The following is a 19,915-nucleotide window of genomic DNA, read 5'->3' on the forward strand; positions in this document are numbered from 1 at the left end:
ATGCCCGCAATCACCGTTGAGGCGGAATTCACCAATAGTTTGACGCCGCCCGGCTTGAATTTGGCGAAACCCTGACCATTTTGAGCCGACCTTGCCGCCCGGGGGTGTAAGAAGAAACTGTTGTGATTCAACGCGTTGGCATGCCCTGGCGGAGCAACGCACTGTTCACTCTCAGGCAAGCCCGTCAGGACTTTGTCGCCTAGACTGTGTTATAGAAACAGCGAAACGAGCCAATTCGAAAGAGCAGATCTCATGGCAGTGCATCAGGTCAATCCGGGAGGAAAGCTCGCAACGCTCGATCCGATCTGGGATCGGATCCGCGGCGAAGCGGAGGACATCGTCCACCGCGAGCCGGAGCTTGCGACCTTCATCTATTCGACGGTGCTGCATCACAGCCGCCTGGAAGATGCGGTGATCCATCGTGTGGCCGATAGGCTCGATCACTCCGCGCTGTCGGGCGATCTCGTGCGCCAGACCTATGACGAGGCGCTGCGCGACGATCCAGATCTCGGCAACGCGTTCCGCGCCGATCTCGTCGCCGTCTACGACCGCGACCCCGCGACCTCGCGCTTCATCGATCCCTTGCTCTATTTCAAGGGCTTTCACGCCATCCAGACCCACCGCCTCGCGCATTGGCTCTATCTGAAGGGCCGCAAGGATTTTGCGTATTATCTGCAGAGCCGCGCGTCTGCGGTATTCCAGACTGACATCAATCCCGCCGCGCGCATCGGCCGCGGCATCTTCCTCGATCACGCCACCGGTTTCGTCTGCGGTGAGACGGCACTTATCGAGGACGACGTCTCGATCCTGCATGGCGTCACGCTCGGTGGCACCGGCAAGGAGAACGAGGACCGTCATCCGAAAATCCGTCACGGCGTCCTGATCGGCGCCGGCGCGAAGATCCTCGGCAATATCGAGATCGGCCATTGCGCGCGCATCGCGGCGGGCTCGGTCGTGGTCAAGCCCGTGCCGCACAACGTGACGGTCGCGGGCGTGCCCGCCAAGGTCGTCGGCGAAGCCGGCTGCGCCGAGCCGTCTCGCACCATGGATCAGATGATCAACGCTATGGGTCTCTGAGAGGGAACATCGAGCTTGTCGGAAGGGGCGGATTTTCCGCCCCTTCGTCCCCAAAAATTCTTTGGCAATTCATGCTGGCGGTTGGTCGCGTCTCGTCCTAAAACCCCGCCAACCCAGATTTCGATTGGAGACTTGCCGTGGACGTCAAGGAAGTTAGGAAGCTCGACGCGTATCTGAAGCGCGTATTCGGCAATTCCAAGATCCGCGTCGTACCGCGGCCGAAGAAGGATGATTCCGCCGAGGTCTATATCGGCGAGGAATTCATCGGTGTGCTCTTCGTCGACGACGAGGACGATGATCGCTCGTTCCAGTTCCAGATGGCGATCCTCGAGGACGACCTCGTCGATCAGGAATAGTTCGACGATCGTCTCGCTCATCGGGGCCGCGCGGACGCGGCTCGATGCCTTTACTTCCTTGCAAGAATACGCAGCCGCGCCGTGGCATCAGCGACGGTGATGCCCTCGGCATCAACGGGGTCGGCCTGCACGACCATGTCGCGATCCGTCCGCTCGATGGGAGGTTTGCTGCTGCGTCGTTCACATCGATCACCGCACCAGGGTTCGCATGGACCAAGAAGGCATGTATTTGCGAGGGCAAATGCTCAGCTCAGGTCGTGCAGGTCTTTTCCGAGGGGAGGTGTCAGACGAAACGCCGAGAATACGACTTCTAGCCCCGCCCGTTCGGGTGTGCAGGCCATCGGTCCCACAAGGTAGGAGTTTGCTTTAGGAAACGCCGCCAGCCGCATGAGGGGCCAGGATTTGCCGTCGGCCGAAACCTGCAGACGAAGGACACCGTTGGCGATGGTCGCGCGGACCCAGAAGTCGCTGGCACTATGCTCATAAGGTGCTGTCGCCCAGTCTGATTGCCCGTTTGTCAGCACGCTCGCGAGCATAGCGCGGCCATCCGACAGTTCGATTCCGGCCTTGACCCAATGATGCGCGTCGATGCGCACCATGATGCCCGCCTGATCGTAAAGCGCCCGGAAATCGCCCTGAACACGCAAATCTGCGGTGAATGCTTCGCCTGTCGGAAAGCCCAGGAAATGTCCGCTATCGCGATTGAAGCCGTAATGGGTTTCGCGCCAGAAATCGGTCGACTTGTCCGTGAGCATGCGCAGGTCATCACCCTCTGCCGCCCATCGCTCCGGTTCATTTAGCCACACACCGTCACTTCTGCCGAGAATCATATCTAACCTCGCAGCCAACTACCGTGCCTTCGTCCAGTTCGCATCTATCCGGATATGGCTGGCCGCCCGAAATGAGTCGATGGCCCAGCTTAAGGACAGAAGCGTGCCGCTCAGCCCTTCGCTCCCCGCAACTGCGCCGTAAGCCGGTCCATCGCTTCCGCCGCATCGCGCCATTGCGACAGCCAGTTCCGCGGAAAGCGGAAGGTGAGGTCGGCACCGCCGACGCGGCGTTCGGCGAGGCACATGCCGGGCGTCGGCCCATCGCGCGTGCAGCGCGCGGTCAGCGCGGGGCTTGCGGCAGAATAGAGATCCTCGCTGCCGTAAGGCGTGTCGGCGCGGAACGTCCGCATCGTCAGCCCGTCCTGCGGCATTGCTGCGGCCTGGTCGAGATAGCGCGGATAGATCGTGGCCGTCCGCTGCTCGGGCGAAAGCGCATCGCGATGCGCGGCGATCGACAGGAAGATGCGGTCGATCGGCAGCATCGCCGCATCCACGCTATCGGCGGTGACGTGCTTCGGCGCACCCGGCGGCTCCAGCGAAGGGTACAGGAAGTCGAGATCGATCCGCTCCTGCGGCCCGGAGTGGCGCTGGATCTTCATGCGGATCGCAGTGATCGGCAGGTTGAACAGCGTGCCGCCGACGCTCACCGGCAGCTTGTCCGGGCCGTTCGCGCCGCTCGGACCCCAGGTTGGCCACAACAAATAAGCGACGAGCGCGACGGCGCACACCGCGGCAGTACCGCCGAGCACGATCGGGACCACGTGGGCCCGGGTGCGCGTCCGGGGAGACTGAGGGGAGGTTGCCGAAAACACCGTCATGAGCCGCGAATGTACCGGAAGTCGGCCGATGGCCGACGAATCAGCGGCGAATATGCCACGCGGCGGCGATTTCGCGGAGCGTTCGCCGGCTGCAGGGAAGGGAGAGAGGCCTGCGTGGGACGGCTGGCGGCGTTAACCTTCCCTTAAGGATAATGTAGCGTTAACCGGCACTCTTTGTCACAGGAAGGCTCTGGCGTTGCGTAAGGGCGGACCGTTCCGATGACACCTGAAGCTCTCAATACATTCTTCTCGATCGGCATCGGTTTCGCGCTCGCGGGAGCGCTCGTGAGCGGATACCAGACGGTCGCACAGCGGCCCGCCGGCTTCGGCCTGTTGCAGGACGGTGTGGCGCCGAAGACCTTCGCGGCGGTTCCGTTCCTGGTCTTCGCGGCGCCTTTCATCATCATGCGCAACACCCTGCGCGGCAGGCAGGTGGAGAGCCGCCGCGTCGAATTCGTGATGATGGCGACCGTCATCGCCGGCTTCTGGAGCATGATGAGCGGCACCTTCTTCCTGATGACGCTCCGCGCGGCGGGCGTTCTGGTCTGATGCGCGCGCTTTAGGGCTGCCTGCGCGGCGGCCCTTTGCGTCAAGGCTGCCGTTTCGCTATGGCTGGGGTTGACCCGACAGGAGACCCTCATGGCGATCTACGAGCTCGACGGGCAGGCGCCCGACCTTCCCGCCGACGGCAACTACTTCATCGCGGAGACCGCCACCGTGATCGGCCGCGTGCGCCTGAGGCCTGGTGCCAGCGTCTGGTTCGGCGCGGTGCTGCGCGGCGACAATGAGTGGATCGAGATCGGCGAGGGCGCCAACGTGCAGGACGGCTCGACCTGCCACACGGATCTCGGTTTTCCGCTTAACATCGGCAGGGACTGTACGGTCGGCCACAACGTCATCCTGCACGGCTGCACCATCGAGGAGGGCGCACTCGTCGGCATGGGCTCCATCGTGATGAACGGCGCCAGGATCGGCCGCAACAGCATCGTCGGCGCCGGCTCCGTCATCACCGAGGGCAAGGAATTCCCCGAACGGTCCCTGATCATCGGTTCGCCGGCGCGGGTGATCCGCACGCTCGACGACGCCCAGGTCCAGAAGATGGGGAGTGCTGCGAAGTTCTACGTCGCCAACGGCCCGCGCTTCACGAAGGGCCTCAAGCGGATCGGGTGAGCTCAGCTTCCTTCGGACTCGCGCGCTTCTATTGCGCTTGCGACCTTCTCGTGCCCCGCGGACCATAGGGCATGCTCGTCGCTACCGTTTTGGTACGGATTGGCTTCCGCCGGAATGTTTTTATGCGCCGCGCGTTCGCCTTCTGCAAAAGCATCGCGATCGTTCATCGTGACTGCGCCTTTCTGTTCCAGAGCAGATCAGCTTGCGCGTGATCCTGCCCGCCTTCCCGGTTTCAAGCTGATGCGACGTCATTTGTTCCGGAACCGCTCATTGCTGCGGCGGTTGACCGGCGAAGGAGAATTTCAATGGCCAGATTGCCTACAGCCCGTTCAACCAAGTCCGTGATCGTGATCTTCGCCCTTGCCGCGATGCCGGCCGTATCGTTTGCGCAAGCCACCGGCGGCTCCGCAGGATCGGCCGGAGGTGTCGCCAATTCTCCGGCTTCCGCGCCTGGCACCAACAGTCTGGGTACCGCCCAATCGTCCGGTGCGAATGCTGCACCCGGAGTTACCACCGGCGCAGGCGGAGATAGGGGAACTGATGCCGCCGTCAACGCCGAGAACCGGCTGCTCGACAAGAAGCTGAAGAGCATCTGTCGCGGCTGCTGATGCTCGCGGGGAAGTGAGACAGTGAGGCTGTCAGGAATACCCCAAGGCGATTAGCTTGGTCCTGCTTTGGAGCGTGGAGCCTGTCCACGCAGAGGATCGAGTGATGTTACGCAAGATGATGATGGCGGCGCTGGCCGTCGCGGCAGTCGGACTGTCGGCTCCGCAAGCGGTACAGGCGCGGGGTTTCGGCCACGGGGGTGGCGGCTGGGGCCACGGCGGGGGCTGGGGTCACGGCGGCCATTGGCGCGGCGGCGGCTTCTGGCCGGGAATCGCCATCGGGGCGGGTCTCGCCGGCGCGGGTTATTACGGTGGCTATTACGGCTACGGCCAACCGTATTACGGCGATCCGTATTACTATGGTACCGGCTACGACGTTGGTGGCTATGGCGGCTGCTACGTCGTGCGCAAGCGCGTCATGACGCCGTCGGGCTGGCGTATCCGCCCCGTGGACGTCTGCGAATAGGCGGCGGTACCCGTTAAAAAACAAGGTCGTTGACGCAATATACCGTCAACGACCTTGCCAGCCCCGGACATTGAAATCGGCTCACGCCATCCGGTAACGGCGACCATCGCTCGGAATCATACGGGCGAATGTGATCCAGTTCACAAGTCGAAAAATTTAAGAGGGCGACGCCGGCTGCTCAGCCGCGCGAGCGCTTGCGTGCGCTGGCATGGACACGATGCCGTGCGGGCTTCCTGCGGGTAACCGAGGGGGTCTCCGCCTCGGTGGCGCGGGCGCTGGCAAAGGACTGCCGCAGGCCGTCGATGGACTCGTTGAGTGTCGTGACTTGCTCGGACAGACGCTTGGTGTCGGCTTGCTGGAATGCGAGCAAGCGCTTCACACTCTGGAGCTGGTCCTGAACGACCTGGAGCTGGTCAATCGATTCCTGCTGGGTTGCTTCCAGCCCCTTGGTCTTCTCGACCAGCTGCTCGGACGCCTGTGCGGTGCGAGCCTGAAGCTGCCGCGAGGCCACCACCCGGTCGGTCTCAGGGGCTGAGCCGGTATAGGCGCGCCAGATCGCGATCGAGGTCACGCCGGCGATCAGCAGGAGAAGGGCGGCGGCGGTCAGCGCGATGGGCTGGGCGCCTAGGCGAAGGAGGGGATGGGACCGTGTGTCCTCTGCGAGATCGATCATCGCTGACAAAACCCAAATTGAAACTTGGTGAGTGGCGAAGACCGGCAAGCCGAAAGCCGCCGGGGCGTCCCGAAAGCGTTACGTTTCGGCAAGGAATGGGACCAAAAAGAGGCTAAGAGCAAAAAAACCAGCAATCAGGAGGCCTTGAGCCTCCGAATGCCCGTCAGGAACAGAGATCAGGGCTGAAACGGCGAAAACGGACCGGAATAGGTCTTCGAGCGCGGCGCCGCGTAGGGCCCGAGCCGGGAGGTCTTCAGTCCCAGTCGCACCAGTGATTCTGCCAAGGCCACCGCCGCGGCGACGCCGTCGATCACGGGCAGGCCGTGCGTGGCGGCGAGTTCATTGGCGAGATCGGCCATGCCGGCGCAACCGAGCACGATGGCCTCTGCGCGGTCGTCGCGGATCGCGGCTGTGATCTCCGTGGAGATTTTTGCGAGCGCATCGGTGTTGCGCTCCTCCAGCGCGAGCACCGGCACTTCGGCGGCTCGGACGCGGGCGCAGCGTTCGGCGAGGCCGTATTTCCGCAAATTATGCTCGATCGGCACGATGGAGACACTGAGCGTCGTCACCACGGCGAAGCGCGCGGCGATCAGGCTTGCCATGTGGAAGCCGGCCTCGCCAATGCCGATGACGGGTGCCTTTGCCGCGGCGCGCGCGGCGTCGAGGCCCGTGTCGTCGAAGCAGGCGATGATATGCGCATCGGCGCCGTCGCGATCGGCCTCACGGATACAGCCGAGCATGCCCGGCACCGCGAACGCCTCGTCGTAAAATCCCTCGATCGAGACCGGGCCCATCGTGGGCTGTCGGGCATCGATCACCGTGTCGGGCAGGGCGACGCTTCGCGCCGCAGCGGCGATCTTCGCCGTCATCGACGCCGTGGTGTTGGGATTGACGACATGAAGCCGCATGGGATCAGACGAGCCCCTTCTCAGACAAGCCCCTTGCCGGCGTCCGAGCCTTTGGCCGCCTGTCGCTTGTTGAGCATGTGGATGGTGCCAAGCGCAAGCGTGATCACCGTGAACGAGACGGCAGAGATCACGGTGCCGAGCGCATAGATGTCGGGGTTGGTTACGGTGGTGGTGAGGCCCTGGAGATCGAGAGGCAGCGTGTTCACCGCGCCGATCGCCTGGCTGGAACGCGCGAGTTCGTCCCAGGACAGCGTGAAGCCGAACAGTCCAATGCCGATCACGGAGGGCAGGATGATCGGCAGCACGACATGACGGAAGGCCTGCCACGGCGTCGCACCGAGATCGCGCGCGGCTTCCTCGAGCCTGGGATCGAAGCGGTTGAAGATCGCGAACATGATGAGCAGGCCGAACGGCAGCGTCCAGGTCAGATGCGCGCCGAGGCCCGAGGTGAGCAGGCCCATCGAGGTCTCGAAATTCTCGTTCCAATGGGCCTTGATCAGATCGTCGATGATGCGGAATTCAAGCGAGATTCCGAGCGAGGTGATGATCGAGGGCACGATGAGGCTTGCGATCGCCGAGTAGAACAGGATGCTTTGCGCTTTGAACTTGCGGCGAAACGCCATGCCGGCCGCGACCGACAGCACGACGGTGACGATCATCACGATAATGCCAAGCAGCAGCGATCGGCGAAAGGCCGCGCCGAGATCGACGATGCCGGTGCCCTGGAACAGTTTTGCGATCCAGAAAGTCGACACCCCGTTCATCGGGAAGGTGAGGCCGCCCTGCGGCCCCTGGAACGACAGCACGTAGATCGCGATCATCGGGCCGTAGAGGAACAGCACATAGGCCGCGAAGAAGATCGCGAGCACGTAGAAAGAGCGCGGGCGTCCTTCCTTCATTGCTCTAGAGTTCCTTCTTGATGTCGACGATGCGCGACATCATGGTGATGATCAGGAACGTGATGACGAGCAGGATCACGGCGTTGGCCGCTGCGGCCGGGAATTGCAGCGCGTTGACCCGCGTCTCGATGATCTTGCCGGCGGCCGCGATCTGCTGCCCACCCATCACGCCAATGGTGATGAAGTCGCCCATCACGATGGTGATGACGAAGATCGAGCCGATCACGATGCCGGGCTTGGCGAGCGGGATGATGACGTTGACGAGCGTCTGGAAGCCGGTCGCGCCGGCGTCATAGGCGGCCTCGATCAACGATTTGTCGATGCGCACCATCGAGTTGAAGATCGGCACCACCATGAAGAAGGTGAAGAGGTGGACGAGCGCCAGCACCACGGAGAATTCGGAGAACAGCAGCCATTCAACGGGATGGTTGATCAGCCCCGTCTTCACCAAGCCTGAGTTGACAAGGCCATTGCGCCCGAGCAGCGGAATCCAGGCGATCATGCGGATCACGTTGGAGGTCCAGAACGGGATCGTGCAGAGCAGCGACAGTCCCATCTGCCAGGTTTTTGACTTGACGTGAAAGGCGAGGAAGTAGGCGACCCAGAAGCCGATGAAGAGTGTGATGACCCACACCAGAAAGCACAGCTTCAGCGTCTTCAGATAGGTCTTGGCGATGGTGCAGAGATCGGGGAGCTGCGCGATGCAGCCCTCGAACGTGTCGGTGTAGCCGCGGCCGGAGAAGGCCGGAAGCAATTGATATTCATTGTAATCCCAGAACGAGACGATGACGACGAACACCAGAGGGATCAGGAAGAAGGCGAGAAACACCAGCATCATCGGCCCGGCCTGAAGCCAGGAGACGAAGGACGGCGACAGCCGCGTCGGCTTTGCGGCGCGCGCTGTGCCCGACCCCGGGATCAATCCCGGGGATGCCTGTTGCAGGATGTCCTCTGACGTATCCATCACATTACGCTGCGATGAACTCGTTCCACTTGCGGACCATGTAGTCGTTCTCGTCCATCACCGCGTTCCAGCAGGCGACGCCGCCCATGCGGTCCTCGTAGGAGCCGCCGTCGCGCACGGCGCCGGCCTTCTCCAGCAGCGAGCCGTCGGGCGCCTTGATGTCCTTCTCGGCCGCCTTGCCTTCCATCCAGTAGGCCCACTCGTAAGGCTCCATATGCGCCTTCGCGGTGGAGAGCACGGCCGAGTAGTAGCCCTGCCGGTTGAGATAGGCGCCGGCGTAGCCAGACAGGAACCAGTTGACGAACTCGTAGGCCCATTCGAGCTTCGCACCCGAGACGCCCTTGGAGACGCAGAAGCCCGAGGCCCAGGAGCGATAGCCTTCCTTGAGCGGCTGGAAGGTGCAGGCAATGCCCATCGAGCGGACCTTCGTCACCGCCGGCGACCACATCGACTGGATCACTGTCTCGCCCGAGGCCATCAGGTTGACGCTCTCGTTGAAGTCTTTCCAGAAGGCGCGGAACTGACCGGCCTTCTTGGCCTCGGTCATCACCTTCATGGTGAGATCGATCTCTTCCTTGGTCATGTTGCCCTTGTCGGCATATTTGTACTTGCCGGAGGCTTCCACGACCATCGCGGCATCCATGATGCCGATCGAGGGGATGTTGAGGATCGAGGCCTTGCCCTTGAATTCGGGATTGAGCAGCTCCGCCCACGAGCTGATCGGACGCTTGATGATGTCGGGGCGGATCCCGAGCGTGTCGGCGTTGTAGACGGTCGGGATCAGCGTGACGAATTCGGTCGCCGACGTCGCGAACTTCTTGGAATCCTTGCCTTCGAGATAGAGCACCTTCCAGGGCGCGGTGCCCTGGCCGCCGATCTTCTTGCCGCCGGGGGTTTCGCCCTTGGTGAAGACCGGGGTGATGTTGTCGAATTCCTTGATCTTCCTGGCGTCGAGGGCAAGGATGTTGCCTGACGGCACGATCTTCTTCAGCGAGAAATATTCGGTATCCAGCACGTCGAAGGAATTCGGCTGGGTCATCACGCGCTTGGTGACGTCGTCGGTGGTCGCGGTGATGTATTCGATCTTGATGCCGGTGTCCTTCAGGCACTGCTTGGAGATGTCGTCGCCCTCGTTCACCGCGGTGCCGAGATAGCGCAGCACCTTCGGCTCGGCCGACATGACATAGGGAAAGCCGGTGATGGCGCCGGAGCCGGCGGCAAGGCCGGCGAGACCCGCGGTGCTCTTCAGTAGCGTGCGGCGGCTAAGGCCCTTCTTCCTGGTCGTTTCGGTCATATCAGTCACTCCTCTGTTGCGCATTCCGGTGATTGATCGGCGCTATTGCAGACGTTGCGCCTTGGCGGGATCCCAGGTGGCCAGCACGCGATCGCCCGGCCGGAACTGGTGGACGTCGAAGGCGGCCTCGGGAAGGTGGGAGAACAGGGCGGTCCCGTCTTCGAGGGTGAGCGAGACGGCGATGTAGGAGCCCTGGTACTCGGTCTGGGTCAGCAGCGCCGGCGCGCCGAACGCGCCGTCAGTGAACGGCGCGATGCCGAGCTGATCGGCGCGCACGGCGATGAGTTTGCCTGCGTCGCTGAGGACGTTGTGGCCGCCGATGAAGCGCGCCACGAATTCGGTGCGGGGATGATGGAAGATGTCGCGGGCACTTCCCTGCTGTTCGATCCTGCCCTGGTTCATCACCACGATGTGGTCGGCCAGCGCCATCGCTTCTTCCTGGCCGTGCGTGACCTGGACGAAGCTGATGCCGAGCTCGCGCTGCAGCCGCTTCAATTCGCCCCGCATCCTCACCCGCAGGAACGGGTCGAGTGCCGAGAGCGGCTCGTCGAGCAACAGGATCTGCGGCTCGGTGATCAGCGCGCGAGCGAGCGCGACGCGCTGCTGCTGGCCGCCGGACAGCTGTGCGGGGAGCCGGGCCGCGTAGGGGGTCATCGCCACCAGCTCGAGCAATTCGCCGGCGCGCTTGTGCCGCGTCGCCCGGTCGATGCCGCGCATTTTCAGGGCAAACGCCACGTTGTCGATCACGCTGAGGTGCGGAAACAGCGCGTAGGACTGGAACATCATCGCCGTGCCGCGCTTGGCGGGTTCGAGATCCGTGACGTTCTGCGGACCCAGGATGATGTCGCCTTCGCTGACGGCCTCGTGGCCGGCGATCATGCGCAAGGTCGAGGTCTTGCCGCAGCCGGAGGGGCCGAGCAGGCAACAATAGGTGCCGGCCGGGATCTTCAAATTGACGGTGTCGACCGCCAGCGTCGTGTCGTAGCGCTTGGTGACGGCGACCAGTTCGAGGGCGGCGGGAGTGGCCATGGCGTGTCCGGGACGAGGGCGATGCTACGCCTCTCTCCGCAAGGTCCATGCCAATCGCGCTTGAATCGTTCTCCGCCGGCCGAATTCCGAAACAGTGCAGCGAAGTCAGATCGTTAGATCGAATCACTTGGATCTGGCCGGCCCGTTGCCTTCGCAGTTGCGTGCACACAAAACAGGCGCGGATTGTATAAAGTTTCGCCTGTGATTGGATACAGCTCGTCGACTAGGATTCGACGCCATCTTCGACGATCGAGCCCTCACAATCATGGCTGCCAAGTCCCGACCGAAATCCGACGCGCCAGATGCGAGCGATCGCGTCAGTCGCATCCGGGAAGGCGTGACTGCGGCGATCCTCGAACATCGCCTGCTGCCCGGCACGAAACTCGGCGAGGACGAGATCGGCGAGATCTACGGTGCAAGCCGAACGCTGGTCCGCACCGCGCTTCAACAGCTCGCACATGAGGGCATCGTCAACATCGAGAAGAACCGCGGCGCCTTCGTCGCGCGGCCGACGCCTGCGGACGCGCGCGAAGTGTTCGAGGCGCGCCGCCTGATCGAGCCGACGATCGTCGATCACGCAGTTGATGCGGTGTCGCCGGCCTGGATCGGGCGTCTCCAGCGGCATCTTGCCGAGGAACGCGAAGCGGAGCAGCGTGGCGATGCGCGTGCTTCGGTCCGTCTCTCCGGCGACTTCCATCGGCTCGTCGCCGAGATGAGTGGCCACAGCATCTATCTCGGTTTTCTCAAGGAGCTGATCGCGCGCTCCTCGCTCATCATCCTGCTCTACCGCCGGCACGACACGCCGGCCTGCGGCACCGATCATCACGCCGGGATCGTCGCCGCGATCCGCAAATGCGACAGGGAGGCCGCGCGCGCGCAGATGTTGTCGCATCTGAACGAGATCGAGGCCGAGCTGTTCCTGAAGGATCCCGCCGCCGACGAGTTGCGGCTCGCGGACGTGCTCGGAGCGTAAGCCTGCGATCGCCTTCGCGTGTCTCGATCTTACCGCCGGTCGTCGTCCGACCTTGGTCTCCGTGAACCGGACGCAGAACTTCTCGGCTGGCATGAGTCAAGCTCGCTGACGCGTTCATCTCGGTTTCGGGAACCGTGAGATTCGCTAGTAATCCGATCGCTTCCTGTACGCGGCGGCAATTTAGTTCGTCAGCTGCGCCCAATTATGACAGTGCGTTGCGACGCAACGTTACTATTCCTCCCGGGCCGTACCGGCTATATGCTGACGTTCTGTCATTGAACTGTCATGTCACCGGCAATGTTGAAATCAGACGCTTCACCGGCTCGCAAAACCACGAGCGCGCCGGAGCGGAATCCTGTTGCGAAGGACAACAAGAGAACGCAAGTCGTCGCCGGCTTCTTCAGGCAGCGTCAGCCCGCCGAGCTCGTCGGGGAACCTGTGATCGTCGAGGGCGCTGTGATCGATCAGACGCCATCGCAAGATGCGGAACCGGCAACGGAACCGCTCCGATCCAACGCTGCCGCGCATGCCGCCGGTGAGATCGAGCTCAAGCTTCTCGTCGATGCCGGTCGCATGGCCCATTTCAACGCTGCGCCCGTCATCGCGGCGAACGCGCGAAACAAGGGCACGCGCAAACATCTCAAGTCCGCCTACTACGACACGCCGGAGCGGACGTTGCATCGCAACGGCTTGAGCTTGCGTGTTCGCCAGAGCGGCGCGCGCTTCGTGCAAACCGTGAAGACCGATGCGGTGCACGATCCGCTCCGCCGCGGTGAGTGGGAGGCGCGCGTGCCTTCGCTTGCGCCCGATCTCGCTTTGGCAATGCCGTTCATTCCCGAGAAGCTTCGCAGCTCTCTCGCAGCGCAGCCGCTCGAGGTCGTCTTCACCGCCGACATTCATCGTCATGCGCGGATGGTTGACCTGCCGTCCGGCACGGTCGAAATCGCCTTCGACCAGGGCGTGCTGACGGCGGGCGACCGGTCGCGACCGGTGAGCGAGATCGAACTTGAACTCAAGAGCGGCAGCGCCAGCACGATCTACGAGATCGCGTCGCGGCTTGCAGAGCACGGCGTCGTGAAGCCGTCCATCCGAACCAAATCGGCACGCGGATTCGATCTTGCCGCCGACAAGCCGCCCTCGGCGCGACGTCCGCGAAAACTTCGTCTCGATCCGTCGGTGACATTGGACGGGGCGTTCGCGACAATTCTGCGGTCCTGCTTCCTCCATTTGCTTCAGTCGCTGCCGGCGGCCGAGGACGGCCGCAATCCGGAAGGCGTCCATCAGCTGCGCGTTGCGCTACGCCGGCTTCGATCGGCCCTGGATCTGATGCGGTCGGTCGGCGCGCTCAGCAATCTAGATGCACTGCGGTCGGAAGCCAGATGGCTGGCCCAAGACCTCTCCGCCGCGCGCGACTGGGACGTGTTCCGGATCGCGACCTTGCCGACGATCGCAAAGGCCTGTCCGTCGGTCGCGGGCTTCGATGCGCTGGGCCGGGCTGCGGCCGGGCGTCAGTCCGACGCCTATCGCAGGGCGCATGGCGCGCTCGAAGATCGCCGCTGCGCCGTATTTCTGATCGGCCTCGGCAGCTGGATCGAGACGCGGGGCTGGCGCAACGACGTCGCCACTGAGGATCTCGGCCAGCTCGCCGAACCCGCCGTCAACTTCGCGCAGCGCATTTTGTCGGAGCAATATGCGAAGGTGCTCAGGCGCGGCCGCCGCTTCAAGTCGCTTCCCGCCGAAGGTCTGCACCGCGTGCGGCTCGCGACCAAGCGGTTGCGTTACGTCAGCGAGTTTCTGCTGCCGCTGTTCGCGGACGGCAAATCCGCGCGAAAATTCTCGCGCAGGCTCGCCGGCTTGCAGGAGCAGCTCGGCGCCTTCAACGACATGGCGGTCACGGCATCATTGCTCGACCGGCTTGGTGCCGAGCCCGACGGCGCCATCGCCGCGGCGGCGATCGCAGGCTGGCAGGCGCGCGCGTCGATCGGGGTGCAGCCCGCCTTGCAAGGCACGTGGCGCGATTTCACCGCCGCGCGCGTGCCCTGGTCGCGGCAGACGCCGCAGGACTGAGCGAAGTACATCCCCCAAAAAAGTTGCGGCCAGCCATTGGGGGATGGCTGGCCGCGCGCGAACCGGTCTGGGACGGGGAGGGGTGGGGATGTGACCGGGTCGCGTATCTCTTTCGTTTGTCTCTACTGATCTCTCGCGCTGGCGGTGGAGACCGCCGGCTTGGTGTCGCCGAGCGAGACCCAGACGTTGGGATCGCTCTGCGACTGGCGCTTGACGAAGCGATAGCCGGTCTCCGTCCAGGCAACGACGTTCTCGTTCTGATTGTCGAGAACGAATTCGCCCTTGTCGGTCTTCACCGTCAGCACCGCGTGTCCTTCGCCCTTCTTGTCGCGCACGACGGTGATGAGCAGGGCCTCGCGCGGCCATCCGGCATCGATCAGCATCTTGCGCTTCAACAGCACGTAGTCTTCACAGTCGCCGTAACCGTCCGACGGCAGCGACCACTTTTCGATCACGCCCCAGTGCTCCTGGTCGGTCAAAGGCTTGACGGTCTCGTTGACCCAGCGATTGACCTTGACGAGGTCGCGCCATGCAGCCTGCGACATCACGATGTCGCGCGGCTGCGTCGGTGCGCCCTGGCACTGAGCGGCGTTGTCCGCACAGAACTCGACCCAGCCGATCGGTGCACGCGTGGTGTCACCGAGGCTCGCGTAAAGCAGACGGCCTTCGCCGGCCTGCGCTGTCGCGCTCATTCCGAAAAGCATGGCGGCCAGCGCCAAACCTTTCCCCTGTCCCCTGAAGTCCAACATTGCGGCCCCCGTTTCTTGTTGGGACCACATTGCGCAGGGAGCTTTTGAGTTGCCGCTAAGTCAGTCAAGTCAAGTCGAGACGAATGCAAGTAAAACACGCGGCGAATTCGATCTATACTTGAGTCAAACTTGAATAAAATTCGATACGACTGCAATTGATTCAAATTTTATCGATTAACGCGGAAACGCTGGCGGAACCGCTGTTTGCACGCACCCACAGCGCCCGCGTTAACCCGCGCGAGGCAGGTCACGACCCATGAAAAAGGCGGCGTCCGCATCGCGGAGGCCGCCTTCAGTACTGGAAATGCAGTGGTTTTGGTGCCTTCGCGCTTTACCGCGCGGTAACGCTCTCTTCGAGAGTTTCAATTGGCTGCGAATGCATGAACTCGAGCGCGAAGCCGTCTTCGAGGTTTCGGACCACGCGGCCCTGCACGCGGCCGAGCAGAACCGTCGAATTCAGCGGCGGCCGGTTCTCTGCGGCGATGGCCGCGCCCGACAGCGAGAGGTCGATGATGCGGCAGGTCATCTTGGTGCCGTCCTCGAGCGTCAGCACCGCAATCGGGTTGCGCGGCACGATACGATCGTGGCGGCGGTCTTCCGGCAAATTGAGGATGTCGCGGTTGGCGAGCCAGGTCAGCTGGGCCGCGAGCTTGTCGCGCTTTCGCGGCGTCGCACCGACCGTCATGGCGAAGCCATTGTCGATGATGCGGGTGATCTTGCCCTCGACGCGGCCGATATGGTCGAGATAGGCGACCACGCGGTCGCCGACATTGCCGATGCCGGGGGCCAGCAGCGCCAGCCCGCCCGGCGACATGTTGATCACCTGGCAGGGGAATTCACGGCGGTCCGGCAGCATGTAGCGGCCGAGCAGGTGAACCTTCACCCGCTGGAAACGCCGACGTTCCTCGGCGGCCGGAAGAAATCTTTTGTGCGCCAACGCCATTTTCACAACCCGACCCCCCGCCTGGCGGAGTCCGGGACGACCCTAAGGTGCACAGGGTTAATGCCGCGTTAGGATCGGGCCCGGCGATGACGAACAGAAACAATGCGTTCGAAAAGCCACATCAGGGGCGGACAGGCCAGCACCGTCAGCGCGCCGAGGTCGAGCGCGACCGCGGCAGTGCCGGCCGATTTGGCGAGCCGGCCCGCCACCGCCGGCCCCAGCATCATCGCGGCATAGAAGAGAGTGTAGAACACGCCCATCCCGATCGCCCTGGTTTGCGGCACGAGCACGCGGGCGGTCAGGCTCATGATCGGCCCGGCCGGATGGCCGCCGATCAGGCCGATCAGGACGAGGATCGTGATCACGGCATCGGACCGGGTGAGCCAGGCCAGCAGGGCGGCCACCACCAGGCTGGCGGCGCTCGCCAGCACGAGGGGGCGCTTGAAGCGGTCGGCGAGATAGCCGCCTGCCGGCACCGAGATCACCGACAGCCACATCACGAGGCTGATCGCCGATCCCGCCGCGGCAATGCTCCAGCCGCGCTCGGCGAGCAGCGAGGGGCCGAACGAGAAGATCATGGCGAATCCGACATTATAGAGGCCCCAGATCGCGCCCGCGACGATCACTGCCAGAAGCGCAAGCGGATCAAGCCGCCCGGAGCCGGCCGCGCTGGCGGTCGCTCCCGGGGGCGACTGGTAGAACGTGATCAGCACAATGCCGATCGCGGTCAGCGCGCCGGCCACGAGGAACACGGCGCCCGCGCCATAGGCGGTGCCGATCGCCGGCAGCACCAGCAGCGAGATCGCAACGCCCGCCGGCCAGGAGTTGACGAAGATCGCCATCGCGGTGGCGATCTCCTTCCCCGCAAACCAGTCGGTGCCCATCTTGGTGAGCTGCACGGTCAGCAGCACGCCGCCGGCGCCGGAGGCGAGCCGGCCCGCCATCTGCCAGCCCCAGACGTCGGTGGTGGCCATGACGAGACTGCCCGCCGTCATCAGCAGCAGTGCCACAATCGTGGTGGGCTTGTCGCCGAGGGCGCGGCCGATCGCGCCGCCCGGCAGCGCCAGCACGATGCCCGGCGTGAAATAGAGCCCGATCAGGATGCCGATATCGGCGAGCCCGACGCCAAAAGTCTGTTGCAGCAGCGGCGCGACCGCGGCCACGCTCTGGAACTGGAACGCGATGGTGAGGCGAACGACGAACAGGATCGCAAGAATGCCCCAGCGATTGTGCAACGTCTCATCTCCCCAAGCCCTGTATCGAGGGTGCGGTGGAGAGAGGCCGGAGTCAACCGCAAGCTCTGAGCCTACGCCTTCCTCACCGCGCGCTGATAGAGGAAACACAACAGCGCCAACAGCACTGCGGCCGAGAGCCCGAGCGACCAGTGAATGCCGATCGCCGCACCGAACAAGCCGACGGTAATGCCGCTGAACGCCCGCATGCCGAGCCCCGCCATGTTGTAGAGGCCGACGACGCGGCCGCGAATGTCGGACGGCGCGTTCAACTGCACCAGCGCCTGCGCCATGGTGTTGAACGACAGCTCGAAGAAGCCTGCAAAGAACAACAGCACGATCGCGACCGGATAGATCCGCACCGAGGCGAAGCCGAGCAGCGCCACGCTCCACAACATGGCGAGCATGATCGCGGTGCGCGGCGTGCCCTTGAGCCGTCCCCAGGATTCCAGCGCGATGCCCGCGAGCAGCGCGCCGGCCGCATCAGCCGCGAGCAGCACGCTGTAGGAGATTCCGGGATCGCCATGGCCGAGATCGCCGGCAAAGCCCGGCATCTGGGCGTGATAGGCGTTGCCGATCATGAAGGAGGTGAGGCCGGCAAGCCATGTCATCGCCGTCAGCACCGGTTGCGTGCCGATGGCGCGGATGGTCAGCATGATATCGGCAAGGCCACGCACGGCGAAGCGCCGCACGGCCACGCTGTTGTCGCGCACCGGCGCCCAGAACAGCCACAGCAGCATCGGCAGATAGAACAGCGTGTTGAAAATGATGCCATGCGAGGTGCCGAGCGTGAGCATGATGATTCCGCCGACGGCAGGACCGACCAGAATGCCGAGATAGCGCGCCATCGCGTTCAGTCGCACCGCGCTCGGAAGATCGGCCGGGCCGACGAGATCATAGAGCAGCAGCTGGTTCGGCGTCTGCCACAACACGCCGGCGCAGCCATGGATCACCAGCAGCAGCATCGCATACCACATCTCGATGGTGTCGGTGATGAAGAAGAAACCCCATCCAGCCGAGGCAACAATAAACAGCAGCATGCCGCACTGGATGATGCGGCGCGGATCGACCCGGTCGGCGAGCCCGCCAACCGCGACCGAGAACAGCAGGAACGGTAGCCAGTGCGACAGCACCGCAAAGCCCGCCAGCGCCGGCGAATGGAATTTCTGGAACACCACCCAATAGCTGATCACATGCTCGATATTGTCCGCCATCATCGCCAGCACGTAAGCGATGAACTGCAGTCGGTACGGCACCGACTTCATCGCCGCGAACGAGCCGGACGCGACCACGGGATTTTGGGGGAGGGGGTTCAAGGGGGCACCTGGGTCGGACTGGGTTCGTCCCTACACGTTCAATCGTGAGCGCTCAAGACACTTGGGTGTGCTCGAACATCAGCCATGCATTGCGGCCACACACTCCGCCGTCATCCCCGCGCACCTCAGGATGACGGCGGTGGTTGTGGCAGGCGCTGTAGCCCGGATGAGCGAAGCGATATCCGGGAATGCTGGCCCTGCATGTCGCTTCGCTCCTGCGGGCTACGAGACCGCGGCTTGGCACCAGCGCGCATCTCACATACGCTTCGCCTCAGCCCGCACCAATCAATCATAACAAGCGGGCAGCGAGGAAACCTCCATGGACCAGATCCGCGTCTGCACCCACGCAGGGCCGGGCAGCGAGCCTGTCATCCGCACCGTGCCGTGGCCGAAGGTCGGCCGGAAGGGCGCGCTGATCAAGGTCGGCGCGTGCGGCGTCTGCGGCACGGACCTGCACATTCTGAAAGGGCATTGGCCGAAGCCGCTGCCGTGGCCGTTCACGCTCGGTCACGAGCTCGGCGGAATCATCGTCGAATGCGGCGACGAATTCACCGAGGACTTCATGAGCAAGCCGCTCGAGGTCGGATCAAAGGTGATGATCCCGCCGCTGATGCCCTGCGGCCGCTGCTATTACTGCATCCATTATCCCCTGACCGCCAACAAATGCCTGACGCCGGTCTATTACGGCCGCTATCTCGGCTTCGACAAGGCGCCGCACATGTGGGGCGGCTGGGCCGAATATGTCTATGTCGACCTCGACATGCTGCCGGGCACCAAGATCTACAAATTGCCTGACGACATGTCGCTGCGGCTGGGTGCGCTGTCGGAGCCGCTGACCTCCTGCATCCGCGCCTTCAACCGCGCCAGCCGCGCCGGCGGTTTTTCCTGGGGCGACACAGTGGTGATCCAGGGCTCGGGCCCGATCGGCATTCTCGCGGTCGCTGCCGCGCAGGAGATGGGAGCCGGGCGCGTGATCTGCGTCGGTGCGCCGGAGGAGCCGCGGCTCAAGCTCGCGCGCGAGTTCGGCGCCGAGGCGACGGTGAACATCGACGAGCTGAAGTCACCACAAGACCGCATCGCCCGCGTGCGTGACATTGTCGGCGGTTTCGGCGCCGATCTGGTGATGGATTGCTCGGGCCACCCCTCAGCCGGCCCCGAAGGCATCGAGATGCTGCGTGACGGCGGCACCTATGTCGAGATGGGCCAGTTCACCGACGCCGGCTCGACCGAGACCTCATGGCACCGCATCTGCACCAAGGATCTCAATGTGTTGGGCTCCTGGGGTTTTACCGGCAACGATCTGCCGCTCGGCGTCGACATGCTCTATCGCACGGCGGGCAAATATCCCTGGCTGAAGATGCAGACGATCTATCCGTTCACGGAGGCGGGCGTCGCGCAGGCGGTGAGGGACGCGATGGCGATGAAGACCGTGAAGTCCACCATCGTGCCGTGGCCGGAGCTGGTGGAGTGAGAAATTCGTAGCCTGGATGGAGCGCAGCGCAATCCGGAATTCTCGCCTGTGGCTTCCCGTATTCCGCTACGCTCC

The 19,915-nt window shown here is 63.7% G+C and carries 22 protein-coding genes; 9 read left to right on the plus strand and 13 right to left on the minus strand.

Translation table 11 applies throughout. The features are described from left to right. Positions 1–252: 252 nt before the first annotated feature. Positions 253–1,077 carry a serine O-acetyltransferase gene (gene cysE / locus C7G41_RS22550; RefSeq protein WP_007602549.1) on the plus strand — a complete coding sequence of 275 codons (825 nt, stop codon included), beginning with the start codon at positions 253–255 and terminating at the stop codon, positions 1,075–1,077. Positions 1,078–1,214: 137 nt separating this feature from the next. Continuing rightward, positions 1,215–1,433, plus strand: a complete 219-nt coding sequence (locus C7G41_RS22555; RefSeq protein ID WP_027567779.1) for a DUF3126 family protein — start codon at positions 1,215–1,217, stop codon at positions 1,431–1,433. Between the two features lie 245 nt (positions 1,434–1,678). Here the strand turns inward: C7G41_RS22555 and C7G41_RS22565 are convergent, their stop codons facing one another. Next, entirely contained in the window at positions 1,679–2,263 is a 585-nt protein-coding gene (locus tag C7G41_RS22565; protein WP_106944576.1) for a DUF1349 domain-containing protein, read from the minus strand. A 110-nt stretch (positions 2,264–2,373) separates the two neighbouring features. Next, positions 2,374–3,081 (minus strand): hypothetical protein, encoded by a 708-nt coding sequence (locus C7G41_RS22570; protein ID WP_106944577.1) that lies wholly within the window; start codon positions 3,079–3,081, stop codon positions 2,374–2,376. A 219-nt stretch (positions 3,082–3,300) separates the two neighbouring features. Here C7G41_RS22570 and C7G41_RS22575 point away from each other — a divergent pair, with 219 nt between their 5' ends. Both C7G41_RS22575 and C7G41_RS22580 read left to right on the plus strand, forming a co-directional pair. Beyond that, positions 3,301–3,630: a hypothetical protein gene (locus tag C7G41_RS22575; protein WP_007602553.1), complete on the plus strand. Its 330-nt coding sequence runs from the start codon at positions 3,301–3,303 to the stop codon at positions 3,628–3,630. Positions 3,631–3,720: 90 nt separating this feature from the next. After that, complete coding sequence (locus C7G41_RS22580) at positions 3,721–4,251, plus strand: gamma carbonic anhydrase family protein (RefSeq protein WP_106944578.1); 531 nt, start codon at positions 3,721–3,723, stop codon at positions 4,249–4,251. Positions 4,252–4,253: 2 nt separating this feature from the next. On the opposite strand, the gene C7G41_RS37895 is transcribed toward C7G41_RS22580, so the two are convergent. Further along, entirely contained in the window at positions 4,254–4,418 is a 165-nt protein-coding gene (locus C7G41_RS37895) for a hypothetical protein (RefSeq protein ID WP_199198540.1), read from the minus strand. Between the two features lie 138 nt (positions 4,419–4,556). On the opposite strand from C7G41_RS37895, the gene C7G41_RS22585 reads away from it, so the two are divergent. Together C7G41_RS22585 and C7G41_RS22590 are read left to right on the plus strand one after the other, a co-directional pair. Next, entirely contained in the window at positions 4,557–4,859 is a 303-nt protein-coding gene (locus C7G41_RS22585) for a hypothetical protein (RefSeq protein WP_106944579.1), read from the plus strand. Between the two features lie 103 nt (positions 4,860–4,962). Next, entirely contained in the window at positions 4,963–5,322 is a 360-nt protein-coding gene (locus tag C7G41_RS22590) for a hypothetical protein (RefSeq protein WP_106944580.1), read from the plus strand. Positions 5,323–5,500: 178 nt separating this feature from the next. Here the strand turns inward: C7G41_RS22590 and C7G41_RS22595 are convergent, their stop codons facing one another. From C7G41_RS22595 to C7G41_RS22620, 6 genes are all read right to left on the minus strand, one after another. Next, complete coding sequence (locus C7G41_RS22595; RefSeq protein ID WP_106944581.1) at positions 5,501–5,995, minus strand: hypothetical protein; 495 nt, start codon at positions 5,993–5,995, stop codon at positions 5,501–5,503. 176 nt (positions 5,996–6,171) lie between these two features. Beyond that, on the minus strand, positions 6,172–6,903 hold the full coding sequence (locus C7G41_RS22600; RefSeq protein ID WP_106944582.1) for an aspartate/glutamate racemase family protein: 732 nt from the start codon (positions 6,901–6,903) through the stop codon (positions 6,172–6,174). Positions 6,904–6,923: 20 nt separating this feature from the next. Then, positions 6,924–7,802, minus strand: a complete 879-nt coding sequence (locus C7G41_RS22605) for an ABC transporter permease (RefSeq protein ID WP_106944583.1) — start codon at positions 7,800–7,802, stop codon at positions 6,924–6,926. Between the two features lie 4 nt (positions 7,803–7,806). Further along, positions 7,807–8,766, minus strand: a complete 960-nt coding sequence (locus tag C7G41_RS22610) for an ABC transporter permease (RefSeq protein WP_106944584.1) — start codon at positions 8,764–8,766, stop codon at positions 7,807–7,809. 4 nt (positions 8,767–8,770) lie between these two features. Further along, positions 8,771–10,060, minus strand: coding sequence for a PotD/PotF family extracellular solute-binding protein (locus C7G41_RS22615; protein WP_199198541.1), 1,290 nt, complete (start codon positions 10,058–10,060; stop codon positions 8,771–8,773). 42 nt (positions 10,061–10,102) lie between these two features. Next, the gene (locus C7G41_RS22620) at positions 10,103–11,089 is read right to left on the minus strand and encodes an ABC transporter ATP-binding protein (RefSeq protein WP_106944586.1); all 987 of its coding nucleotides are present in this window, start codon (positions 11,087–11,089) and stop codon (positions 10,103–10,105) included. Positions 11,090–11,354: 265 nt separating this feature from the next. On the opposite strand from C7G41_RS22620, the gene C7G41_RS22625 reads away from it, so the two are divergent. Next, a complete protein-coding gene (locus tag C7G41_RS22625) occupies positions 11,355–12,062 on the plus strand; it encodes a GntR family transcriptional regulator (RefSeq protein WP_106944587.1) in 708 nt (235 codons plus the stop codon). A gap of 297 nt (positions 12,063–12,359) precedes the next feature. Further along, a complete protein-coding gene (locus C7G41_RS22630) occupies positions 12,360–14,129 on the plus strand; it encodes a CYTH and CHAD domain-containing protein (protein WP_106944588.1) in 1,770 nt (589 codons plus the stop codon). A gap of 122 nt (positions 14,130–14,251) precedes the next feature. Here C7G41_RS22630 and C7G41_RS22635 read toward each other — a convergent pair whose 3' ends face one another. From C7G41_RS22635 to C7G41_RS22650, 4 genes are all read right to left on the minus strand, one after another. Then, positions 14,252–14,878 (minus strand): transglutaminase-like cysteine peptidase, encoded by a 627-nt coding sequence (locus C7G41_RS22635; RefSeq protein ID WP_199198542.1) that lies wholly within the window; start codon positions 14,876–14,878, stop codon positions 14,252–14,254. Positions 14,879–15,209: 331 nt separating this feature from the next. Further along, positions 15,210–15,821, minus strand: coding sequence for a PilZ domain-containing protein (locus C7G41_RS22640; RefSeq protein ID WP_106944590.1), 612 nt, complete (start codon positions 15,819–15,821; stop codon positions 15,210–15,212). A gap of 68 nt (positions 15,822–15,889) precedes the next feature. Beyond that, complete coding sequence (locus tag C7G41_RS22645) at positions 15,890–17,056, minus strand: CynX/NimT family MFS transporter (protein ID WP_106944591.1); 1,167 nt, start codon at positions 17,054–17,056, stop codon at positions 15,890–15,892. Positions 17,057–17,127: 71 nt separating this feature from the next. Continuing rightward, positions 17,128–18,369, minus strand: a complete 1,242-nt coding sequence (locus C7G41_RS22650; RefSeq protein ID WP_306768048.1) for an MFS transporter — start codon at positions 18,367–18,369, stop codon at positions 17,128–17,130. Between the two features lie 319 nt (positions 18,370–18,688). Between C7G41_RS22650 and C7G41_RS22655 the strand changes: the two genes are divergently transcribed. Next, complete coding sequence (locus C7G41_RS22655) at positions 18,689–19,840, plus strand: zinc-binding dehydrogenase (RefSeq protein ID WP_106944593.1); 1,152 nt, start codon at positions 18,689–18,691, stop codon at positions 19,838–19,840. The last annotated feature ends 75 nt before the right edge of the window (positions 19,841–19,915 follow it).

It is taken from the genome of Bradyrhizobium sp. MOS002 (assembly GCF_003020115.1).
GTDB lineage: Bacteria > Pseudomonadota > Alphaproteobacteria > Rhizobiales > Xanthobacteraceae > Bradyrhizobium.